Genomic DNA, 18,152 nt, shown 5'->3' with positions numbered 1-18,152 from the left:
GCCTATCATGAATAAGGGGGACGGATCATGGGTGAGTGCAAGCTAGATCATAGTGTAGAGGATGTACATAAAAAGCTGGCAGAACAATCTCCTTTTTTACCTAGCTCACGGGTGGAGCAGCTGCAAGCATTATTTCAAACAGAATTGTCGCAGGATAACCTAAACAAATGGTTCCACCTGTTGAAAAAGTACGATTTGGCGAGTCCAGAGGAGCGTTTAAAGCGTGAAGAAGAGATGGACCAGCTGCTAGGCTAAGCTAGACGTGATTGACACGCCGCAATCTGGCTTAGTCGATTCGCTTGCGACCTGCGAAGCCTTCGTGAAGACCGTGATAATGCGTAATCGCGTCCTCGCCGGCGCGCCAGCACAGCAGGATTTCCTTGCCGCCCAACATCGCTGGAAAGTCAAACAACCCGATGTCGATATCCTTGACCTGGACTCCTTTTGAAATCAGCTGCGTGATATGCATTTGGGCTTCCAGCTCCAAAAATTCTAGACGGCATTCCAGCGTAAACAGCTCTTGTTCATCTAGGGGCTGTTGCCTTTTTATCTGCTCACGCTGCTGATAGAGATTATAGAAAGAGCGTTTCGCTTCCTGTAAAAAGGAGAGCTCTTCGCGTATATACGGCAGCAGGTCATTGGCTTCTTCTAGCGTAAACAGTTTTTTGGTCAAAGAAAACACCTCCTAACTCTATTATACTAGCAACGACTAGCCAGAGAAAATGCTGGAATAAAAGACAAGTGTGGAATGGTTCCATACGGCAAGGAGTCATGATGAAAGATAGATTGTATTACCAAGATGCCTACATTCAAACATTTTCAGCGCAAATCACTAAAAGAGGAACAGAGGAAGATGGTACTGCGTATGTAGTGCTTAGCAAGACCGCCTTTTATCCAACAGGTGGCGGACAGCCGTGTGATTTAGGGCTGCTCGGCGATATTCAAGTGGTGGATGTCGAAGAAATTGGTGGCGAAGTGCGTCATAGGCTGGCATCTTCATTGCCAGAAGAGATTACTGAGGTAACTGGGCAGATTGATTGGGAGCGCCGCTTTGACCATATGCAGCAGCATGCAGGTCAGCATATTCTCTCCGCCGCTTTTCTAGAGGTAGTACAAGCGGAGACGCTCGCTTTTCATTTGGGCAAAGAACGCGTCACAATCGATGTGCGTCTGGATGAATTAACGGAGGATGTGTGGACAAAGGTAGAGCAGCGAGCAAACCAGGTCGTCCTCGAAAATCACCCGATCATTGCTCGTTTTGTAGAAGAGGCTGAGCTGGCTACACTTCCATTGAAAAAACAGCCAACCGTGACCGAAAATATTCGCGTGGTCATGATTCCCGATTTTGACTACAATCCATGTGGTGGAACCCATCCTGTGCGGACAAGCGAAGTCGGGATGATTAAAATCTTGGGCTGGGAACGCCATCGCGGCAATATCCGTCTGGAGTTTATTTGCGGCTGGCGAGCATTGCGTGATTACACCCGCAAGCTAGCGACCGTTCGTGAGCTGGCGCGTGATTTGCTAACGAGTGAAGCAGAGCTGATCGAGCAGACGCAGAGAGTCATTGCAGAGCGGGATCTCCTGAAACAAACGCTTATGGAAAAAGAAAAGCTGCTGCTAGGTGTCGAGGTGCAAAAGCAACTCGCACATGCTACAACAATAGGAAGCGTACGCTTAATCCAGCTTGCCTTTACTGATAAAACGATACAAGAGCTCCAGCAATTTGCCCAAATGATGACGGCTGAGGCACCAGATACGGTTTGTCTCCTGGCTGCGACAGGGGAAAAATTACAGCTCGTATTTGCTCGCGGACAAGCTTCTACGGTAGCAGTCAATCAACTGATAAAAGAAACGCTGCCGCTCATTTCTGGAAAAGGTGGCGGGAACCCTGCTATGGCTCAAGGCGGTGGACAACCTGTGATGGCTGCCGAAGATGTACTTGCTCACGCACGCAAGCTATTGGAAACAGCATTGGAAGCATAAGCTGGAGTATAAATCATTCGTATCGTTGAGGAGGAGATCATGATGATGTGGAACCCGGGAGATATCGTACGTGTCACACAAAAAACGGGAGAATATATTACGGAAGTGCTAGAAAACCATGATAGCAAGCTGTTGGTAAAGGTACTGGCAGTAACCAAATTTCCGACACAGGGCGACCTGCACACATCGTTTGAGGTTGACGTTCCTTTGTTTCATCAGCGCCCAGCCTTGTCTTATCAAGAAAAATTTATGACTTCATCTGTAGGGCCGATTCGTTATAATGGGGCGATTCCTGATTATAAGGAGTCTGTTCGCGTGGCAATGGAGCGCGAGATGGACAAGCTCAGAAAAATGTCCATCTGGGCAGAGCGTTGTCTGGTTGAATTGGAAGCATTGCACAAGGAAACCTTTACAAACAGAAAATAGAGTGGTACTGTAGAAATCGAGCAAGACAACTGAATAGGTTAACTACCAAACGGGGGCCGAGCATTGTTGGCTGAGATTGTAACGAATGTGTTACTGACCGTTGAACCTGACCTGGGTCATGCCAGCGGAGGAAGAGGTATAGCGAATCGTTATCACTAGAAGATGTCTTTTTGAGTGCATCCACACTTAAACGAGAACTTCTTCGAGAGGATCGAAACTCAACCATCCCAAGGCGGATGGTTTTTTTATTCGCCATTCGCTTTAGGGTGTACCGTTATTCGGCTTCTTCTGTCTGACTGGGTGTAAACCAGCAGGTGGGGGGAGCTTTTTTTCTACGTGTAAGAATTTATAAGCGGGACGTTTATGTTGCAGAGTACAATCCTTGGGGCGCATGAGAAGGAGGAATACAATGGTTGTTCAACTGAATGGAAAAAAAGTAGAGTTGGCAGCAGAAATCGGCACGTTGCGTGAATTGCTGGCATCTTACCAGCTGCAAGAGAAGATTGTAGTGGTGGAGCAAAATGGCGACATCATAGATCGTTCCCAGTATGAGACGACACCCATTGCTGATGGGGATCGCATAGAAATTGTTCATTTTGTAGGAGGAGGATGATCATCATGGATGCATTGAAAATTGGACCTTACGAATTCCGTTCGCGCTTGCTTTTGGGTACAGGTAAGTTTGCGGATCTGGATACACAAGGAAAAGCGGTGGAAGTATCAGAGGCAGAAATTTTGACGTTTGCCATTCGCAGACTTAATTTGGAAAATCCGCAAGAGCCTAACTTTTTGGAACAGCTCGATCTGAAAAAATTTACGCTCTTGCCAAATACGGCAGGTGCTTATACTGCTGAGGAAGCAGTCCGTATCGCTCGCCTGGCAAAAGCATCCGGTCTGTGTGACATGATCAAGGTCGAAGTTATCGGCGATCCCAAAACGCTGCTGCCTGATCCGATCGGCACGCTGGAAGCTTCGAAAATCCTTGTTGAAGAGGGCTTTATCGTTTTGACGTACACCAATGACGATCCGATTCTGGCAAGACGTCTGCAAGAGGTTGGCGTGCATGCAGTCATGCCAGGTGCTTCTCCGATTGGTTCCGGTCAAGGAATCGTAAATGAAAACAATCTGCGCTTTATCATTGAAGAAGCGACAGTACCGATCATCGTTGACGCAGGAATTGGTGCCCCCGCGGATTGTGCAAAAGCAATGGAACTTGGCGCTGATGGCGTGCTACTCAACACAGCCGTCGCTCTCGCAGACAATCCCGTACTCATGGCTGAAGCAATGAAGCTCGGTGTAGAAGCCGGACGCAAAGGCTTCTTGGCAGGTCGAATCGCCAAAAAACGTTACGCGTCTGCGAGCAGCCCAACGGAAGGGATGATTGAGTAACGTGGACCGTCTACAGGAGGCAATAGCAGCGATTGCTAACCGCAGAGAAGAGATGTTCGCGTTGTTGCAGGAGCTGGTCGCTCATCCGACGGTTAGTCCGCCTGCACGAAACAGTGATGGCGCACAGTCCTTCCTGGCAAATGAACTGCAAGCAATAGGCTTCGAGATCGATCGGTGGGAAGTGTATCCTGGGGACGACAATGTTGTGGGTCGTCTCCGGGGAACGGCACCAAGCGAAGCCAATAGCCTCATTATCAATGGTCATATGGACGTCGCTGAAGTGGGAGACGACAGCGGTTGGACATACCCACCCTTTTCTTTGTCTAAAGGGGAGGATGGGCGTCTTTATGGCCGTGGTGTGGCAGATATGAAAGGCGGTTTGGCTGCTTCACTGTTTGCGATTAAAATGCTTCGCGAGCATGGAATCGAATTCAAAGGCGATCTGATGTTCCAATCCGTTATCGGAGAGGAAGCAGGAGAAGCTGGAACACTGGTAGCGATCGAACGTGGCTATACGGCAGATTACGCAGTGGTTGTCGATTCGAGTGACCTGCACATGCAAGGTCAGGGGGGCGTCATCACTGGCTGGATCACGATCGAAAGTCCATCGACTCTGCATGACGGAATGCGATCTAAAACCATTCACGCTGGGGGCGCTGTTCGAGGAGCCTCAGCAATTGAAAAAATGATGAAAATCATGAGTGCCCTGCAAGAGCTCGAACGAGACTGGGCAGTGTTGAAATCGTATCCAGGCTTCCCGGCGGGTAGCAATACAATTAATCCTGCTGTGATCGAGGGTGGGCGCCATGCTGCTTTTATTGCAGATCGCTGCGCACTGTGGATTACGGTCCATTTTTACCCGAATGAATCGTACGAACAGATTATTCGCGAGGTGGAAGACCATGTGCTGAGAGCTGCAGCAGCCGATGTGTGGCTACGGGATCATCCGCCAACTTTTCGCTGGGGCGGCCGCTCTATGATCGAAGAGCGCGGAGAGATTTTTCCATCCCTAGAATTGGATCAAAATCATCCTGCACTTGCCATGCTGCAATCTGCCTACGAAAACCAGCTACAGCAAGCTCCGGTGGTTGACATGTCTCCGAGCGTGACCGATGTGGGGTGGTTTGCTCATGCGGGAATTCCTGCCGTTCTGTTTGGGCCGGGAGAGCTAGAGCATGCTCATTCCGTCGATGAATCTATCAATCCGGAACAGCTTGTCCAATTTGCCCAAATCATGGCCAGATTCATCGCCGAATGGTGCAATACGGCAAAAAATGCGAAGGAGTGAATGTATCATGACAAAATTTACAGAACGACTGTGGAACAGTGTGGCTCCGATTTGGGAACAGACGCATAAACATCCGTTTGTTACCGGGCTCGGTGATGGCAGCTTGCCAGTAGATTCGTTCAAGTTTTATATGAAGCAAGATTACGTCTACTTGATCGACTACGCCAAAATGTTTGCACTGGCAAGCACGAAAGCCTATGACTTGACTACAAGTGCCAGATTCGCAGGCTTGCAGGAAGCGACGCTGAATGGGGAGATGGAGCTGCATCGAGAGTATGCAGAACGCTTTGGCATCTCTCGAGAGGAACTGGAAGCAACAAAGCCGTCCTTTGTGATGCTGGCTTATACCAGCTACATGCTGCGCGTTGCTCATCAAGGATCATTGGCGGAGCTTGTTAGTTCCTTGCTGCCTTGCACGTGGAGCTACTGGGAGATCGGCAAGCATTTGGCCAAAGTAGAAGGTGCTCTGGAGCATGAATTGTACGGTGAATGGGTGCGGATGTACAGCTCTGATGAGTTTGGACAGCTTGCAATTTGGCTGATCGATATTATGAACGAGTTGGCGGACGGCAAGAACGAGCAAGAACTGGCTCGACTCGAAGAACATTTCCTGTATACCACAAAAATGGAGTATATGTTCTGGGATATGGCGTACAGAAAGGAAATGTGGCCGTGCGAGATCAACTAGCCTTCGCTGGTGTCCGATTTGCCTATGGTGATCAACCGATCCTCGACAACTTTGACCTAACCGTAGCCAAAGGCGAATTTGTAAGTCTGATCGGACCAAGCGGGATTGGCAAAAGCACATTGTTTCAACTGATAGCAGGGGTCTTGCAGCCACAACAGGGAGAGATACTGCTAGGAGGAGAAGCGATGGCAAATCGGCTGGGGCAAGTAGGCTATATGCCCCAGCGCGATTTACTGATGCCGTGGCGTACAATTGTTGAAAACGCTGCATTGCCACTGGAAATCCAAGGCATCTCCAAAAAAGAAGCACATGAGAGAGTGAGAAATGAGCTTCCCCAATACGGTCTGAAAGAATGGGCGGACGCTTATCCCGCACAGCTTTCTGGTGGGATGCGCCAACGAGTGTCCTTTTTACGTGCCCTGCTGTCAAGCTCAAGCATGATGCTTCTGGATGAACCCTTCAGCTCTCTCGACGGGATTACCCGGATGGACATGCAAGAATGGCTGATGGCCAAGTGGCAGGAAACGGGAAGCACGATGCTGATGATTACGCATGATATCGATGAAGCGATTTTACTGGCGGATCGGGTCGTTGTACTTACGGGTAAACCGATTACGAAACCAATTGAGCTTCGGGTCTCGATTAATCGCCCACGTTCGTTGGTCAGTCGCAATCAGTCTGGGTTCCTCGCTTTGCGTGAGGAAATATGGGATTTGCTCCGCAGCCATCGGAGCCAGCCCTCCTTGGGGAGGGAAGCGTAATGGGACATTGGCAAAGAGGCGTCTGGTTTGGTTTTTCCATCGCCCTGTTCCTAATCGCGTGGGAGCTCGCTTGTCGGTTGCTTGCGATTCCACCGTTTATTTTGCCCCCACCGAGTGCTGTGGCGATTTCTTTATGGGAGCTGCGTGAATCACTTCTGGGTTTGCATTTATGGGCGACTCTAAAAGAGGTTTTGATCGGGTTGTCAATTTCCATCGTGTTTGGGATATCGCTTGCCTTTGCGATGAACGCGAGTCGCATCGTCGAGCGATTGGTCTACCCCTATATCGTTATTTCCCAAACAATCCCAATTATAGCATTATCACCCGTTTTTATTTTGTGGTTCGGCTATGATTTATCGGGAAAAATCGCGGTCACAATCTTGTTTACTTTTTTCCCGATCGTAGTCAATACGTATGATGGGCTGCGCTCCACAGATAAAGATACATTGAATCTACTAAAAACGATGGGGGCCACACGCGGGCAAATTTTTACCAAGCTACAGCTGCCATCGAGCCTGCCGCACTTTTTTAGCGGATTAAAGGTAGCTGCTACGTACAGCGTCGCGGGAGCAACCATCGGGGAGTGGCTTGGGGCGAGTGAAGGACTCGGCTATTTCGGCCGGCGCGCCTCTGGTAATTTTCAGGCACCAGCTTTGTTTGCCTCAGTCCTGCTGTTATCTATGCTCGGGATGCTGCTCTTTTGGCTGGTAGGAAGAGTCGAGCGGCATTTTAGCCCGCAAGTAAAAGTGAAAAAAAGCAGCAACGTGAAAAACTAGGAGGAACACCAATGAAACGTGTAAATACGTGGACGAAAACAATAATGGCACTGACGCTCGCTACAGGTCTGGCAGCTTGCGGAAACCAAGCGGGAACCAGCCCTGGCACATCGGCGCCGGAAGCAAAAGGAGGAGAACCGACAGAGCTGACGATTGCACTTGATTGGTATCCAAACGCAGTTCACTCCTTCCTGTATGCAGCGGAAGACCAAGGCTTTTTCAAGGAAGAAAACCTCAAGGTAAATCTGCAAATGCCATCTGACAGCAATGATCCACTCAAAATGGCTGCAGCAGGGAAGGTTGATTTGGCAATCAGCTATCAACCACAGGTCGTCCAGGCTCGCTCAGAAGGAATTCCTGTGCTTTCTGTCGGGGCACTTGTACGCCATCCGCTCAACGTCATCATGACACGCAAGGACAGTGGTATCGACACCCCGCAGCAGCTTGCCGGTAAAAATATCGGTTACCCGTCCATTCCACTGGATGAGTCGATCGTTCGAACAGTAGTGAAACAGGCAGGGGGAGACGATTCGGGTCTCTCGTTTACCGATATCGGTTTTGACATCGTGCCTGCACTGACTGCCAAGAAGGTAGATGCTGTAGTGGGAGGATACATCAACCACGAGCAATTGATTCTCGAAAAAAATGGGGTAGCTGTTCATGCCTTTAAGCCATTTGAGTTTGGTGTGCCTGACTACTATGAGCTGGTGCTTACTACTAGCGACGACACCTTCGGCAAAAAACAGCAGGCGATCGAAGCGCTCCTGCGCGCAATTGCCAAAGGTCAAGACTACGTGAAAAACAATAAGGAAAAGGCACTCGACCTGCTCCTGGCAAAACAGGCAGGAGAATTCCCACTTGAAAAAGACATCGAGACAAAAAGCCTGGATATCCTGATTCCGATGATGGATGCTGGTGATAAGCCATTTGGCTATCAAACGGCTGAGTCATGGCAAACGCTTATTGATTGGATGAAAAACGAAAAACTGATTACAACAGATGTAAAAGCCGAGCAGGTCATGCGCGACCTTGCACGGTAAGAACAATTTCAGATGCCATACCGTTTCCGATCGTACTTGTCAGCAAAAGCTGCCCTCGATGGGCTTTGGCAATCCTTGCGACCATTGGCAAACCAAGTCCGTGTCCGTTTTGGACCGGGCTTTTTCTTTTTGTAGAGTAGGGCAGCTCTAGCAAATCTGAGAGATCGTCTGACGGATACCCCTTGCCGTTGTCTGTAACGATGATTCGACCAGACAGGCGATCTGCTGATAGCTCTGTGCGCAAGACAATTCGACAGCCTTTCGGATTGTGCGTGATACTGTTTTGAACCAGATTGGAGACAGCCCGCGTCAAAAGCTTTTCATCCCCGTTTACCACGATACATTCATCTGAGAGATCAACCTCCAGTGTATAAGAATCATCCAATCCGTTATTCAGAAATTCAGTAGCAATACTCCGGGCAATGGCTGACAGTCTCAATGGCTTCGGGTACAATGGCTGCATGTCATACTCCAGCATAGAAACTAAATTCAAATCATGAACGAGTGAGCGCAGCTTTTCGCCCTGCTTACGAATGATACCAGCTTTCTTCTGCTCCTCTATGGGTATGCGCTCGCTTTCCTCCAGCTCACTTGCATAGCCTAGAACCATGGAGAGCGGTGTGCGGATATCGTGGGAGATTCCAGCAATCCAGTTTGAACGCGCTTCATCTCTTGCTTTTAGCATCTCATTTTTTTGTTGGAGGAGTGTTGACGTTTGGTTCATGCTTTTTGCCAGGCTGCTTAATACACCTTTGGGCTCGACATAGGCTTGCTGTTCATCTGCGAGTGCATGAATCCCGCGAACGAGAGGTTTAATCGACGTAACAAATCTGGAGCCGATCAGCAGGGCCACAAGTAAGGCTAGTACGACATTGCCAGCCAGCAGAGCCAAAAAACGATAGGGGAGATTGCTGATCCAATCAATCGGAAAGACAAATTGATATTTGGCAACACTGTCTTTCGGAAAGCCTACGACGACGAGTCCTTGTGTATGCTCCCAGACATATACTGGATAATCCTGTAAGTAATTTCGCGAAAACTGTGCGACTTGCACCAGTGAATAGGAATGAGACAGCTCGTTGGGGAGAGAGTAGCTCCACGCGATCTGTCCTTGAGCATCCAGTAGCATAGCCCAGGCATAGTTTTGGCGCAGAAGTTTTTCCGCCGCAGGTTCCAAAGAAAAACGAGATTCGGAGATGGTTAATCCTTCTGTTACGTGCTGTGCGATGCTTGCTGGAGGAAGCCCCTCATTCATTCCAGCGAAAACCCATGTTCCGAGAAAGATAAAGTTAAGAATGAGTAGAAACACTGCGATCACGATTGTGGTACCGATATATCGGTGCAAGATGCGAACAACACCATCCATTTTTTACTCTTCCTTTACGTCTAGTTTGTATCCTAGTCCTCTAGCGGTGAGCAAGTATTCGGGAGAGGAAGGAGTGGCTTCAATCTTTTCCCGAATCCTTCTGATATGTACCATTAGTGTATTTTCATAGCCAAAATAATCGTCGCCCCACACCGCTTGACAAAGAGCGTCGCTCGTAACGATTCGCCCACGGTTTTCATATAGCTTTACAAGGATGGCATGTTCTTTTGCCGTCAAGGTTAGATTGCCTTGTTCCCTGCGAACCACAGCAGCATTCAAATCGACTGTTTGGCTGCCGAGGTTAAATATCGGGTGGGGCACATCCACAGGTGGAATATAGACCCGGCGCAAAATAGCGTGCAGACGCAGGACGAGCTCTTTTGGCAAAAAAGGCTTGACCATGTAATCGTCAGCACCTAATCCGAGCCCGAGCAGCCTGTCTTCATCTTCGCCTCTTGCGGACAGAAATAGGACGGGAATCTGTGAGAAGCGGCGAATAGAAGATAGCAGGGCAAAGCCGTCGCCATCGGGAAGCATCACATCCAGGATGGCAATGTCAGGCTTTTCGGTCCGACATGCAGTCAGAGCTTCACCGCAGCTCGCAGCTTGAAAAATACGAAAAAAGCCTTCCTTGCGTAAAAAACCATCGATCATATTTCTGATTTCCAGCTCATCATCCACGATGAGTATTTTTTTTTGCTTTACATCTTCAAACACATTCATCACCTGCTTACATTATACTGGCTATTTGCTGTGCTTCTACCGGCCAGCTTCTCTTTCTAGTTGATTTAAGGTAACTGTAAGGTTGTCGTCAGCTTGGGGTAGGGTGCCGCGTATATGCTTTTCCTGTGAAGCAAATATCGTGTATACAAGAAGACGGGAGTGAACAGCTTTGGATACGATTGTTACTACGCGCAGCCTGACGAAACGATACGGAGCCGATTATCGGGTCAATTCGGTAAATGTAGAGGTAAATGAAGGGGACATTTATGGTTTTCTAGGTCCGAATGGCGCTGGGAAGACAACTACCATCAAAATGCTCTTGGGTCTGGTGAAGCCTACTAGCGGGCAGGTCTTTGTATTTGGAAAAAATTTCAGCAAAAGCCGCCAAGCGATTTTGAAACAAACGGGATCATTAATCGAATCACCTTCGTACTACGCACACCTTACTGGCCTGGAAAACCTGAGGGTATTTCAGCGCATACGAGATGTGCCAGACAAAAACATCACAGAAGCACTACGCATCGTGCGATTGGAAAAGCAAAAGGATAAAAAAGTAGGACAGTATTCATTGGGGATGAAACAGCGGCTCGGGATTGCGATGGCACTTCTCCACTTTCCGAAGCTGCTCATTCTCGATGAGCCTACGAATGGGCTTGACCCTTCTGGCATTGGCGAAATACGCGAGCTGATCCGTTCACTGCCAGAGCTGTATGGCATGACTGTCTTCATCTCCAGTCACCTGCTTACAGAAATTGAACAAATAGCGACCAGTGTCGGCATTATTCACGATGGGCAGCTGTTGTATCAGGGAAGTATGGAAGAGCTGAAGAAGAAGCATCAAGCGGTGATATCCATTAAGACAGGTGATAATGAACGAGCGATGAAACTTCTTTTCCACTCTGGATTTAGAGCAGCATGTACGGACGGTTTTCTGCGTTTGCCTGCTGTAACGGACAGCGAGGTAGCAGAAGTCAATCGCGTACTTGTTCATGACGGAATAGATGTCATACGGATTTCCGAACAGAGAAAGAACCTGGAGACGATCTTCCTGGAACTTACGGGAAAGGAGCGGAGTCTGTAGATGAATGCACTAGGGCTGGAGTTTTATAAGCTGCGACGCAAGCACCTTCCGTTGATGATTACGCTGTTTTTAAGTGTGGAGCTCGGCTGGGTGTTTGCGTCCGTCAGTATTTCCCTTGCAAGAAACCCGGAGAGCACAGGATGGGAAGCGATGCTGGTGACGGTTTCGTCGATGAACGGTTTGTTTTTGCCGATCCTTGCAGCAGTCGTCGTTTCTCGCCTTTGTGATATGGAGCACAAGGGGAACACTTGGGGACTTTTAATGGCCGCGGCTGTAAACAAAAATCAATTGTATGCTGCCAAATACACGTGTGCAAATGTATTGCTGACCTTTGCAGCCATTATGCAGGTAATGGTCATCATAGGTATCGGCTATGGACTACCACTTGCTGATCCAGTTCCGATTTCGTTACTGATTGGCTATTTTTGTGGAACCGTACTAACCAATCTAGTGGTCATCGGATTACAGCAATGGGTATCCATTATGATCAAAAACCAAGCGTTCTGCTTAAGCCTAGGAATGATCGGTGGTTTCATCGGGATGACCTCAGACCTCTTCCCGTCCGAGATTGGTCGACTATTTATCTGGTCGTATTATTCGGGCTTGAGTCCAGTTACGTACCAGTACGTCAATCAGACGATGGAGTTTGTTACGAGAAGCAGTGGAGTCGTTTTGCCAATGGTTGTACTTGCCATGGCCGTGGTTGTTTACGGAGCAGGTAGCTATTTTGCATCACGACGAGAAGTTTAAGGAATGAGGAGGCTATACATGCTGACTAGATGTATCTCTGCAGAGTTTTTTAAGCTGCGCCATTCAAGGATGTGGCTAATCCTTATAGTCCTTCCTGTGATCAGTGCGTTCATTGGCTCTGCGAATTACTACTTCAATCGAGGGGCTTTGCAATACGGGTGGTACAGCTTGTGGACACAGGTAAGTCTTTTCTACGGCGAATTTTTCTTGCCCGTCCTGATTGCGATATGCTGCGCGTATGTGTGCAGGCTTGAGCATACGAATAAAAACTGGAACATGGTGATGACTGCCCCTCTGCCAGTTGCATACGTGTTTCTGGCAAAATTGGTGGTAATCGGCGTATTTGCGTTATTCGTACAGAGCCTGTTTCTTTTTCTCTTTTACGTGGCTGGTACAGCATTTAAAATCGATACGCCTTTTCCTGTCGAAGCACTCGGATGGATCATGCGAGGCTGGCTTGCCGCTATGTCGATTGCCGTGATTCAGCTCTGGCTTTCGATGCGCATCCACAGCTTTGCCACTCCGATCGGGATTAGTCTTTGCTGCGTTTTTCTCGGACTGGGAATGTACATAGCAAAACTCGGCTTTTTCTTTCCGCACTCGCTCCTTACCATCGGGATGGGCGTGCTGAGCCAAGAAAGCTTGACGAGCGTTGAAACGATTCAGTTTTTTGTGATGAGTATAAGCTATTTGGTGACAGTGTCTTTCCTTGCTATCCGCTGGCTGCATAAGACAGATTTAGCGGCGTAGCACGCAGAAGATTCTTTCTTTATTCACAACCTTCATTTCCTTTTCGTAGAGATTCACCTTATAATAAAAGATGAATGCTTGTACGAGGAGTCGTTTTGATGAGCGATAATCAGAACAACAATAGCAACAACAAATTGGTCATTTTGAGCTTTGTCGGTGTCATTGTTGCATGTGCAGTCTCCATGGTGATCTTCATGTACGCAATGGCAAACTGAATTACCCATAGCTTTGTATGCAAAAAGCCGCTCGGCAGAAACGAGCGGCTTTTTGCGTATGTAATGATAGGAACGGTCAGGGCGCAGCGCTCTTGAGCTTCAGCTCGAGCTCTGCTAGAGACAGCTGGTTTAATTCAGCAAAACCAACGCCCTCGAGCGCAATGGTCCGCCCTTGATACAGTGGGTAGACACCCTGCCATAGCCCGGTGATGCTGTAATAAGAGGTTCCTTTGACTGGTTGGAGAAAGAGTACGTAGTTTCCTTCACCAAGCGGCCCTGGATATTTGAAATTGAGAGGACTTGATGCGTCAGGCATAGGCTCTACGCCCGTGCTAACCACATTCAGGAGACGAGGTGGAGCCCCTTTTAGGACTTTTTTGATTTGCAAGGTCTGGGTGTAGTTTACGAGCTTTCCCTGTTCGACAGCGTGTCTGGTTGGATAGGAGTGCCCTGCGCTATCTGCCCAAGCAATCACAATTAATTCACTTCGTTTCGCAAGCTCCTGCCATGAACTGGCTGTGGTAGCATCTACTTCTAAATCTCCAATGGCCGGAGCTGCAGAGACAGGCAGCAACACGGATCCAGTCAGGATGAAAAGGGCTAGTAAGACTCGATAGAACATCGTGGTTTCCTCCAGCTCTTAAATAGTCATGACAATTAGTATAGACAGCGACAGTTATGTTAATCAGATTTTGGTATTATGGTAATATTCCGAAAATACAAATTACATGCTATCATGGGAGCGAGCTGCATATTTTGGTGCAACTGAAAAGAATAGGATGAGGAGGTTATTATGAATTACCTGAGCATCAGACGCGTCTGTATGTGGATTCTCATGCTGATGGTGGCACTGCAGATGGCAGCAGTTCCTGCTTATGCAAAAAGCACAGAGGCGGCAAGCCCCCTGTCCGCAAGCATTGAGAAATACCTCTTTGATTTAAAAAAAGACGAGAACAGCATGGGCTTGCACGCAGGGATTGCTGTCTATGATCTAACCGAAAATACATACCTGTATAGACACAATGTAGCGCGAAACTACATCCCGGCCTCTAACATGAAGCTTTTTACAACCGTAGCAGGACTTGATAAACTGGGCCCGGCTTATCAGTGGAAGACGGAAGTCTATGTAGCTGGCAAGCTGACGAATGGTGGAGTACTAACTGGAGATTTGATTTTAAAAGGATACGGAGACCCGAGCTTAACACCTGAGGATCTCAAAACATTGGCGGCTACGCTAAACGAAAAAGGCATCAAGCATATTACCGGAAATCTGCTCCTTGATGAAAGCTACTTCGATGACACTCGTTTGGGCGTAAGCTGGATGTGGGATGATGAGCCTTTTGGGTACAGCGCTCAACTAAGCGCGCTGGCTGTCCACAAAAATTTTGTGACCGTAACCATGACACCTGGCAAAACAGTAGCAGCTCCTCCCGTGCTTTCGATGAAGCCTGCGAATACGTATGTGAAGCTAAGCAACCAGCTCAAAACGGTTGATGGTGACAAACGCAGCATTACGGTAGAGCGTCTGCGAGGAAAGAATGAAGTGATTGTATCGGGGACGATCGGTATAAAAGCCACGCCTTATCAAGAGGATGTAACGATGGAGGACCCGGCACTCTTCGTCGGGGAGCTGTGGAAGCAGGAGTTAGTCGCTCAAGGGATCAAGATCAATCAAAATTCGGAAATGAAAAAGACAACCGTGGCAAATGGAGTCCCTTTTCACACGCATCTATCCAAACCACTCCGTGAAATCATTGTGGAGCTAAACAAAGAGAGTGACAACTTTTATGCCGAAATGCTGTTGAAGACGTTAGGCGCGACGCAAAAAGGAAAAGGCAGCTTTGAAGCCGGGAGTGAGGTAGTAGCAGATGTAATGAAGACGGCTGGGATCGTAACTGGCTTTACGCAAGTAGACGGTTCAGGTCTATCTCGGTTTGATATGATTACACCCGAGCAAATGATTACTCTTTTAATGTTTGTACAAGATCAGGAATATCGCGACGTTCTGGAACAATCGCTCCCAATTGCAGGCGTAGATGGCAGCTTGCAAAACCGGTTAAAAGGAACTGTTGCTGAAGCGAAGGTCCTAGCGAAAACAGGCTCCATGGGCGGTGTCAACAGCTTGTCTGGCTATGTTACAGCCAAAAATGGAAATAAAATCGCATTTTCTATCCTGATCAACGGAATATACAAGTCGAAATACGCCAGAGATCTGCAAGACTATGTCGCAGTCCTATTGGCTTCCTACCCAGAAATAAAAGAACCCGAGGGTTACGTTCCCGAAGCGGAAAAGACCTACAAGCTCGCTGCGCTCATCGATCCGATTTTGGATCAACCAGATTTGGCAGGGGTCACTGCTGGCGTCATGGTTAAATCACTCGATTCGTCGGGAGAAGAAGCGATATGGTATGAACGGGATGCGGATGCATTGCTTACGCCAGCTTCCAATCTTAAATTGCTGACTTCAGCTACTGCACTCAAGCAATTGGGTCCAGATTTTACGTTTAAAACCGAAATCTACGGAGATGCTCCAGTCACGCAAAACGGTGTGCAACAAGGTAACGTCTACATAAAAGGATATGGTGACCCTACGCTTCATACCGAAAATGCACTCAAGGCGCAGGATGGCGTTTCAATCGAACAGATGGCTGCCTGGATCAAGGAACAGGGAATCAAGCAGATCAATGGCAATCTGATTGTTGATGAAAGCTATTTTGATCAGCAGCGATTGGGATTAGGCTGGGCATGGGATGATGAAAGCTATTATTACAACCCAACACTCGGAGCACTAGCTGTGAACAGGGGTACGGTGATGGTTGAATTCAAGCCAGCGAAGAAGCCCAATGAGCGAGTAGAACTGAATTTGTTACCCAAAACCGCGTATGTGAAGGTGATTAACGAAGCGGTGACAGTAGGTGCGGGCGAAGAGAATACGTTTGCCATTGAACGAGAACGTGGGACCAATACGATTCGAGTCACGGGCCATCTTCCACTAGATCATGGCGATGATTACGAGCGCGTACCTGTCGAGGAGCCTGCCAAATATGTAGCCACCGTCTTCAAGGAGGTTTTGGCCAAACAAGGAGTGACCTTTAGAGGGAATAGCACGATTTTGGTTCAACTACTTCCTGCCTCCGCAGTGAAATGGAACGAGTTTCATTCACGCCCCCTGCGAGAAATCGTCCACTATATGAACAAGAAGAGTGACAACTTTTATGCAGAAATGCTGTTAAAAACAGTCGGTGCAGTCAAAAAAGGGGAAGGAAGTTCATCGGCAGGAGCGGAAGTCGTGCTGGAAACCGTGTCATCACTTGGTGGCAAAACGAATTTCGATATGATTGACGGTTCTGGTTTGACTCGGTACAATCTCATCTCGGCAAGACACATCCTTTCTGTTTTGGAGGGCATGAGCAAACAGGCAGAGTTTGCAGCGTTTGATGAATCCTTGCCGGTTGCTGGTGTAGATGGAACACTAAAAAACCGTCTGAAGGATACGGCAGCGGCTAACAATTTACATGCGAAATCAGGATCAATGACTGGTGTGAATAGCTTATCAGGCTATATCACGACGAAGAGCGGGGAGAGGCTTGTTGTATCCATCATCTCGAATGGCTACGCGGAAAATCGATGGCTCACAGCTATCCAGGATCAGATCGTAACACTTCTCGCTGAATATGAATAAAGGCGTAACAGAAAAAAGGAATGCTCCTTCGTGGGGTATTCCTTTTTTAGGTCATTGACTGTGTCCGCACCAAGGGCGTGAACATATCTATATTCAGATCAGGATGGGAACGAAGGGGATGCAGGTTGAAAGGGGAGGGACATTGAAAGTGATTCCAACACGCTTCTGTTGGACCAAACTGGAGACGCTCGCGACGGAAATATTCGAGCAAACAGGCGTTTCCGCAGCGAAGGCCAAGGTGGTTGCAGAGTCGCTCGTGCATGCTGATCTTCGAGGTATTGAGTCACATGGCCTATCGCGGATGCCGATCTATGTAAAGCGGATTGAGGCAGGGTTGATCGAACGAGTAGAGGAACCACAGCTTGTAATACAAGAAGGAGCAACAGCACTTGTTGACGGCAAAAATCAGCTTGGTGCCGTGGTCGGATTGATGGCACTAGAACAGGCGATAAAGCTCGCACGTCAGACAGGGATCGGCTTCGTAGGGGTGCGTCACTCCAATCATTTCGGTACATGCTCGTATTACGCGGAGCGAGCGATAGCAGAGGGGCTTATTTTGTTAGTTTTGACAAATGCTCCGGAATCGATGGCGCCATCAGGGGGAATTCGTCCTTTTTTGGGTACAAATCCGATCGCTGTAGGTATTCCAGCTGGCGAGGAGCCATCGTTTTTGCTCGACATGGCCACAAGTGTGACTGCGCGCGGAAGAATTGTAATGGCAGCCAAAAAAGGAGAAGCGATTCCGGCGGATTGGGCGATCGATAAAGATGGCCTGCCGACTACGAAGCCAGAACAAGCACTGCTTGGCTCACTGCTTCCCATTGGAGGAGCAAAAGGTTATGGACTTGCCATGTTTATTGATTTGTTATGCGGATTGCTGACTGGCGCTGCATTTGGTCCAGGCGTCAAAAGCCTGTATGACAACTGGGAGCACCCACAGAACGTAGGACATATTTTTTTCGTAATCGATATTCAGAGGTTTATGCCTTTGCCTGTCTTTCAGCAAAACATGGACGAGTACATTCGCCAAGTAAAGAGCGGACCTAAAAAGGAAGGGACAACCGAGATCTTGATTCCAGGCGAGATTGAGAGTAGAAAACGGCAGGAGCGCTTGAAAAACGGGATTCCTTATTCGGCAAATGTCGTGGAAGAATTGACACAGCTATGCGCTACTTATGGCTTTAACTTTGGCGATGCCCACTTGACCCCTTGAATTTGCTATTAGCTGATT

At 48.3% G+C, this 18,152-nt stretch carries 19 protein-coding genes and 1 riboswitch; of the genes, 15 read left to right on the top strand and 4 right to left on the bottom strand.

Going from position 1 to position 18,152, the window contains the following annotated elements; translation table 11 throughout:
- The first annotated feature begins 27 nt into the window (after nt 1–27).
- Entirely contained in the window at nt 28–255 is a 228-nt protein-coding gene (locus SB752_RS22370; protein WP_410717749.1) for a hypothetical protein, read from the top strand.
- A gap of 31 nt (nt 256–286) precedes the next feature.
- On the opposite strand, the gene SB752_RS22365 is transcribed toward SB752_RS22370, so the two are convergent.
- Complete coding sequence (locus SB752_RS22365) at nt 287–682, bottom strand: DUF2203 domain-containing protein (protein ID WP_410717748.1); 396 nt, start codon at nt 680–682, stop codon at nt 287–289.
- Nucleotides 683–771: 89 nt separating this feature from the next.
- Here SB752_RS22365 and SB752_RS22360 point away from each other — a divergent pair, with 89 nt between their 5' ends.
- The 9 genes from SB752_RS22360 (at nt 772) to SB752_RS22320 (ending at nt 8,354) form a co-directional block, all read left to right on the top strand.
- On the top strand, nt 772–1,986 hold the full coding sequence (locus tag SB752_RS22360) for an alanyl-tRNA editing protein (protein ID WP_410717747.1): 1,215 nt from the start codon (nt 772–774) through the stop codon (nt 1,984–1,986).
- Nucleotides 1,987–2,028: 42 nt separating this feature from the next.
- Entirely contained in the window at nt 2,029–2,412 is a 384-nt protein-coding gene (kapB, locus tag SB752_RS22355) for a sporulation phosphorelay system protein KapB (protein ID WP_410717782.1), read from the top strand.
- A 39-nt stretch (nt 2,413–2,451) separates the two neighbouring features.
- A riboswitch (TPP riboswitch) is annotated at nt 2,452–2,562 on the top strand.
- Nucleotides 2,563–2,821: 259 nt separating this feature from the next.
- On the top strand, nt 2,822–3,025 hold the full coding sequence (thiS, locus tag SB752_RS22350; protein ID WP_103106379.1) for a sulfur carrier protein ThiS: 204 nt from the start codon (nt 2,822–2,824) through the stop codon (nt 3,023–3,025).
- 5 nt (nt 3,026–3,030) lie between these two features.
- Nucleotides 3,031–3,801, top strand: coding sequence for a thiazole synthase (locus SB752_RS22345; RefSeq protein ID WP_410717746.1), 771 nt, complete (start codon nt 3,031–3,033; stop codon nt 3,799–3,801).
- The gene (locus SB752_RS22340; protein WP_410717745.1) at nt 3,794–5,089 is read left to right on the top strand and encodes an acetylornithine deacetylase; all 1,296 of its coding nucleotides are present in this window, start codon (nt 3,794–3,796) and stop codon (nt 5,087–5,089) included. The genes SB752_RS22345 and SB752_RS22340 overlap by 8 nt, the downstream gene beginning before the upstream one ends.
- A 7-nt stretch (nt 5,090–5,096) precedes the next feature.
- Nucleotides 5,097–5,777, top strand: coding sequence for a thiaminase II (gene tenA, locus SB752_RS22335; protein WP_410717744.1), 681 nt, complete (start codon nt 5,097–5,099; stop codon nt 5,775–5,777).
- Nucleotides 5,762–6,538, top strand: coding sequence for an ABC transporter ATP-binding protein (locus tag SB752_RS22330; protein ID WP_410717743.1), 777 nt, complete (start codon nt 5,762–5,764; stop codon nt 6,536–6,538). Before tenA ends, SB752_RS22330 begins: the two co-directional genes overlap by 16 nt.
- Nucleotides 6,538–7,314 (top strand): ABC transporter permease, encoded by a 777-nt coding sequence (locus tag SB752_RS22325; RefSeq protein ID WP_410717742.1) that lies wholly within the window; start codon nt 6,538–6,540, stop codon nt 7,312–7,314. The genes SB752_RS22330 and SB752_RS22325 overlap by 1 nt, the downstream gene beginning before the upstream one ends.
- 11 nt (nt 7,315–7,325) lie before the next feature.
- Nucleotides 7,326–8,354, top strand: a complete 1,029-nt coding sequence (locus SB752_RS22320) for an ABC transporter substrate-binding protein (RefSeq protein ID WP_410717741.1) — start codon at nt 7,326–7,328, stop codon at nt 8,352–8,354.
- On the opposite strand, the gene SB752_RS22315 is transcribed toward SB752_RS22320, so the two are convergent.
- Entirely contained in the window at nt 8,332–9,720 is a 1,389-nt protein-coding gene (locus SB752_RS22315; protein WP_410717740.1) for a sensor histidine kinase, read from the bottom strand. The genes SB752_RS22320 and SB752_RS22315 overlap by 23 nt on opposite strands.
- A 3-nt stretch (nt 9,721–9,723) precedes the next feature.
- Nucleotides 9,724–10,437: a response regulator transcription factor gene (locus tag SB752_RS22310; protein ID WP_410717739.1), complete on the bottom strand. Its 714-nt coding sequence runs from the start codon at nt 10,435–10,437 to the stop codon at nt 9,724–9,726.
- A 175-nt stretch (nt 10,438–10,612) separates the two neighbouring features.
- On the opposite strand from SB752_RS22310, the gene SB752_RS22305 reads away from it, so the two are divergent.
- The 3 genes from SB752_RS22305 to SB752_RS22295 are packed head-to-tail and all read left to right on the top strand — an operon-like array spanning nt 10,613 to nt 13,024.
- A complete protein-coding gene (locus SB752_RS22305) occupies nt 10,613–11,524 on the top strand; it encodes an ABC transporter ATP-binding protein (RefSeq protein ID WP_410717738.1) in 912 nt (303 codons plus the stop codon).
- Entirely contained in the window at nt 11,525–12,274 is a 750-nt protein-coding gene (locus SB752_RS22300) for an ABC transporter permease (RefSeq protein ID WP_410717737.1), read from the top strand. It abuts the gene before it with no gap.
- A gap of 21 nt (nt 12,275–12,295) precedes the next feature.
- Entirely contained in the window at nt 12,296–13,024 is a 729-nt protein-coding gene (locus tag SB752_RS22295) for an ABC transporter permease (protein ID WP_410717781.1), read from the top strand.
- Nucleotides 13,025–13,315: 291 nt separating this feature from the next.
- On the opposite strand, the gene SB752_RS22290 is transcribed toward SB752_RS22295, so the two are convergent.
- Entirely contained in the window at nt 13,316–13,861 is a 546-nt protein-coding gene (locus SB752_RS22290) for a hypothetical protein (protein ID WP_410717736.1), read from the bottom strand.
- Between the two features lie 171 nt (nt 13,862–14,032).
- On the opposite strand from SB752_RS22290, the gene dacB reads away from it, so the two are divergent.
- Together dacB and SB752_RS22280 are read left to right on the top strand one after the other, a co-directional pair.
- Entirely contained in the window at nt 14,033–16,921 is a 2,889-nt protein-coding gene (gene dacB, locus SB752_RS22285; RefSeq protein ID WP_410717735.1) for a D-alanyl-D-alanine carboxypeptidase/D-alanyl-D-alanine endopeptidase, read from the top strand.
- Between the two features lie 148 nt (nt 16,922–17,069).
- Nucleotides 17,070–18,134, top strand: coding sequence for an Ldh family oxidoreductase (locus SB752_RS22280; RefSeq protein ID WP_410717734.1), 1,065 nt, complete (start codon nt 17,070–17,072; stop codon nt 18,132–18,134).
- Nucleotides 18,135–18,152 lie beyond the last annotated feature (18 nt).

This window comes from Brevibacillus sp. SIMBA_040 (assembly GCF_046535075.1).
Lineage (GTDB): Bacteria > Bacillota > Bacilli > Brevibacillales > Brevibacillaceae > Brevibacillus.
The sequence above is the reverse complement of the archived record's forward strand: the minus strand, read 5'-3'. Positions and strand labels throughout refer to the sequence as shown.

Coding starts and splice junctions, on each gene's coding strand:
- SB752_RS22370 (WP_410717749.1), top strand. CDS start 28: ATGGGTGAGTGCAAGCTAGATCATAGTGTAGAGGATGTACATAAAAAG.
- SB752_RS22360 (WP_410717747.1), top strand. CDS start 772: ATGATGAAAGATAGATTGTATTACCAAGATGCCTACATTCAAACATTT.
- kapB (WP_410717782.1), top strand. CDS start 2,029: ATGATGTGGAACCCGGGAGATATCGTACGTGTCACACAAAAAACGGGA.
- thiS (WP_103106379.1), top strand. CDS start 2,822: ATGGTTGTTCAACTGAATGGAAAAAAAGTAGAGTTGGCAGCAGAAATC.
- SB752_RS22345 (WP_410717746.1), top strand. CDS start 3,031: ATGGATGCATTGAAAATTGGACCTTACGAATTCCGTTCGCGCTTGCTT.
- tenA (WP_410717744.1), top strand. CDS start 5,097: ATGACAAAATTTACAGAACGACTGTGGAACAGTGTGGCTCCGATTTGG.
- SB752_RS22325 (WP_410717742.1), top strand. CDS start 6,538: ATGGGACATTGGCAAAGAGGCGTCTGGTTTGGTTTTTCCATCGCCCTG.
- SB752_RS22320 (WP_410717741.1), top strand. CDS start 7,326: ATGAAACGTGTAAATACGTGGACGAAAACAATAATGGCACTGACGCTC.
- SB752_RS22315 (WP_410717740.1), bottom strand. CDS start 9,720: ATGGATGGTGTTGTTCGCATCTTGCACCGATATATCGGTACCACAATC.
- SB752_RS22300 (WP_410717737.1), top strand. CDS start 11,525: ATGAATGCACTAGGGCTGGAGTTTTATAAGCTGCGACGCAAGCACCTT.
- SB752_RS22290 (WP_410717736.1), bottom strand. CDS start 13,861: ATGTTCTATCGAGTCTTACTAGCCCTTTTCATCCTGACTGGATCCGTG.
- dacB (WP_410717735.1), top strand. CDS start 14,033: ATGAATTACCTGAGCATCAGACGCGTCTGTATGTGGATTCTCATGCTG.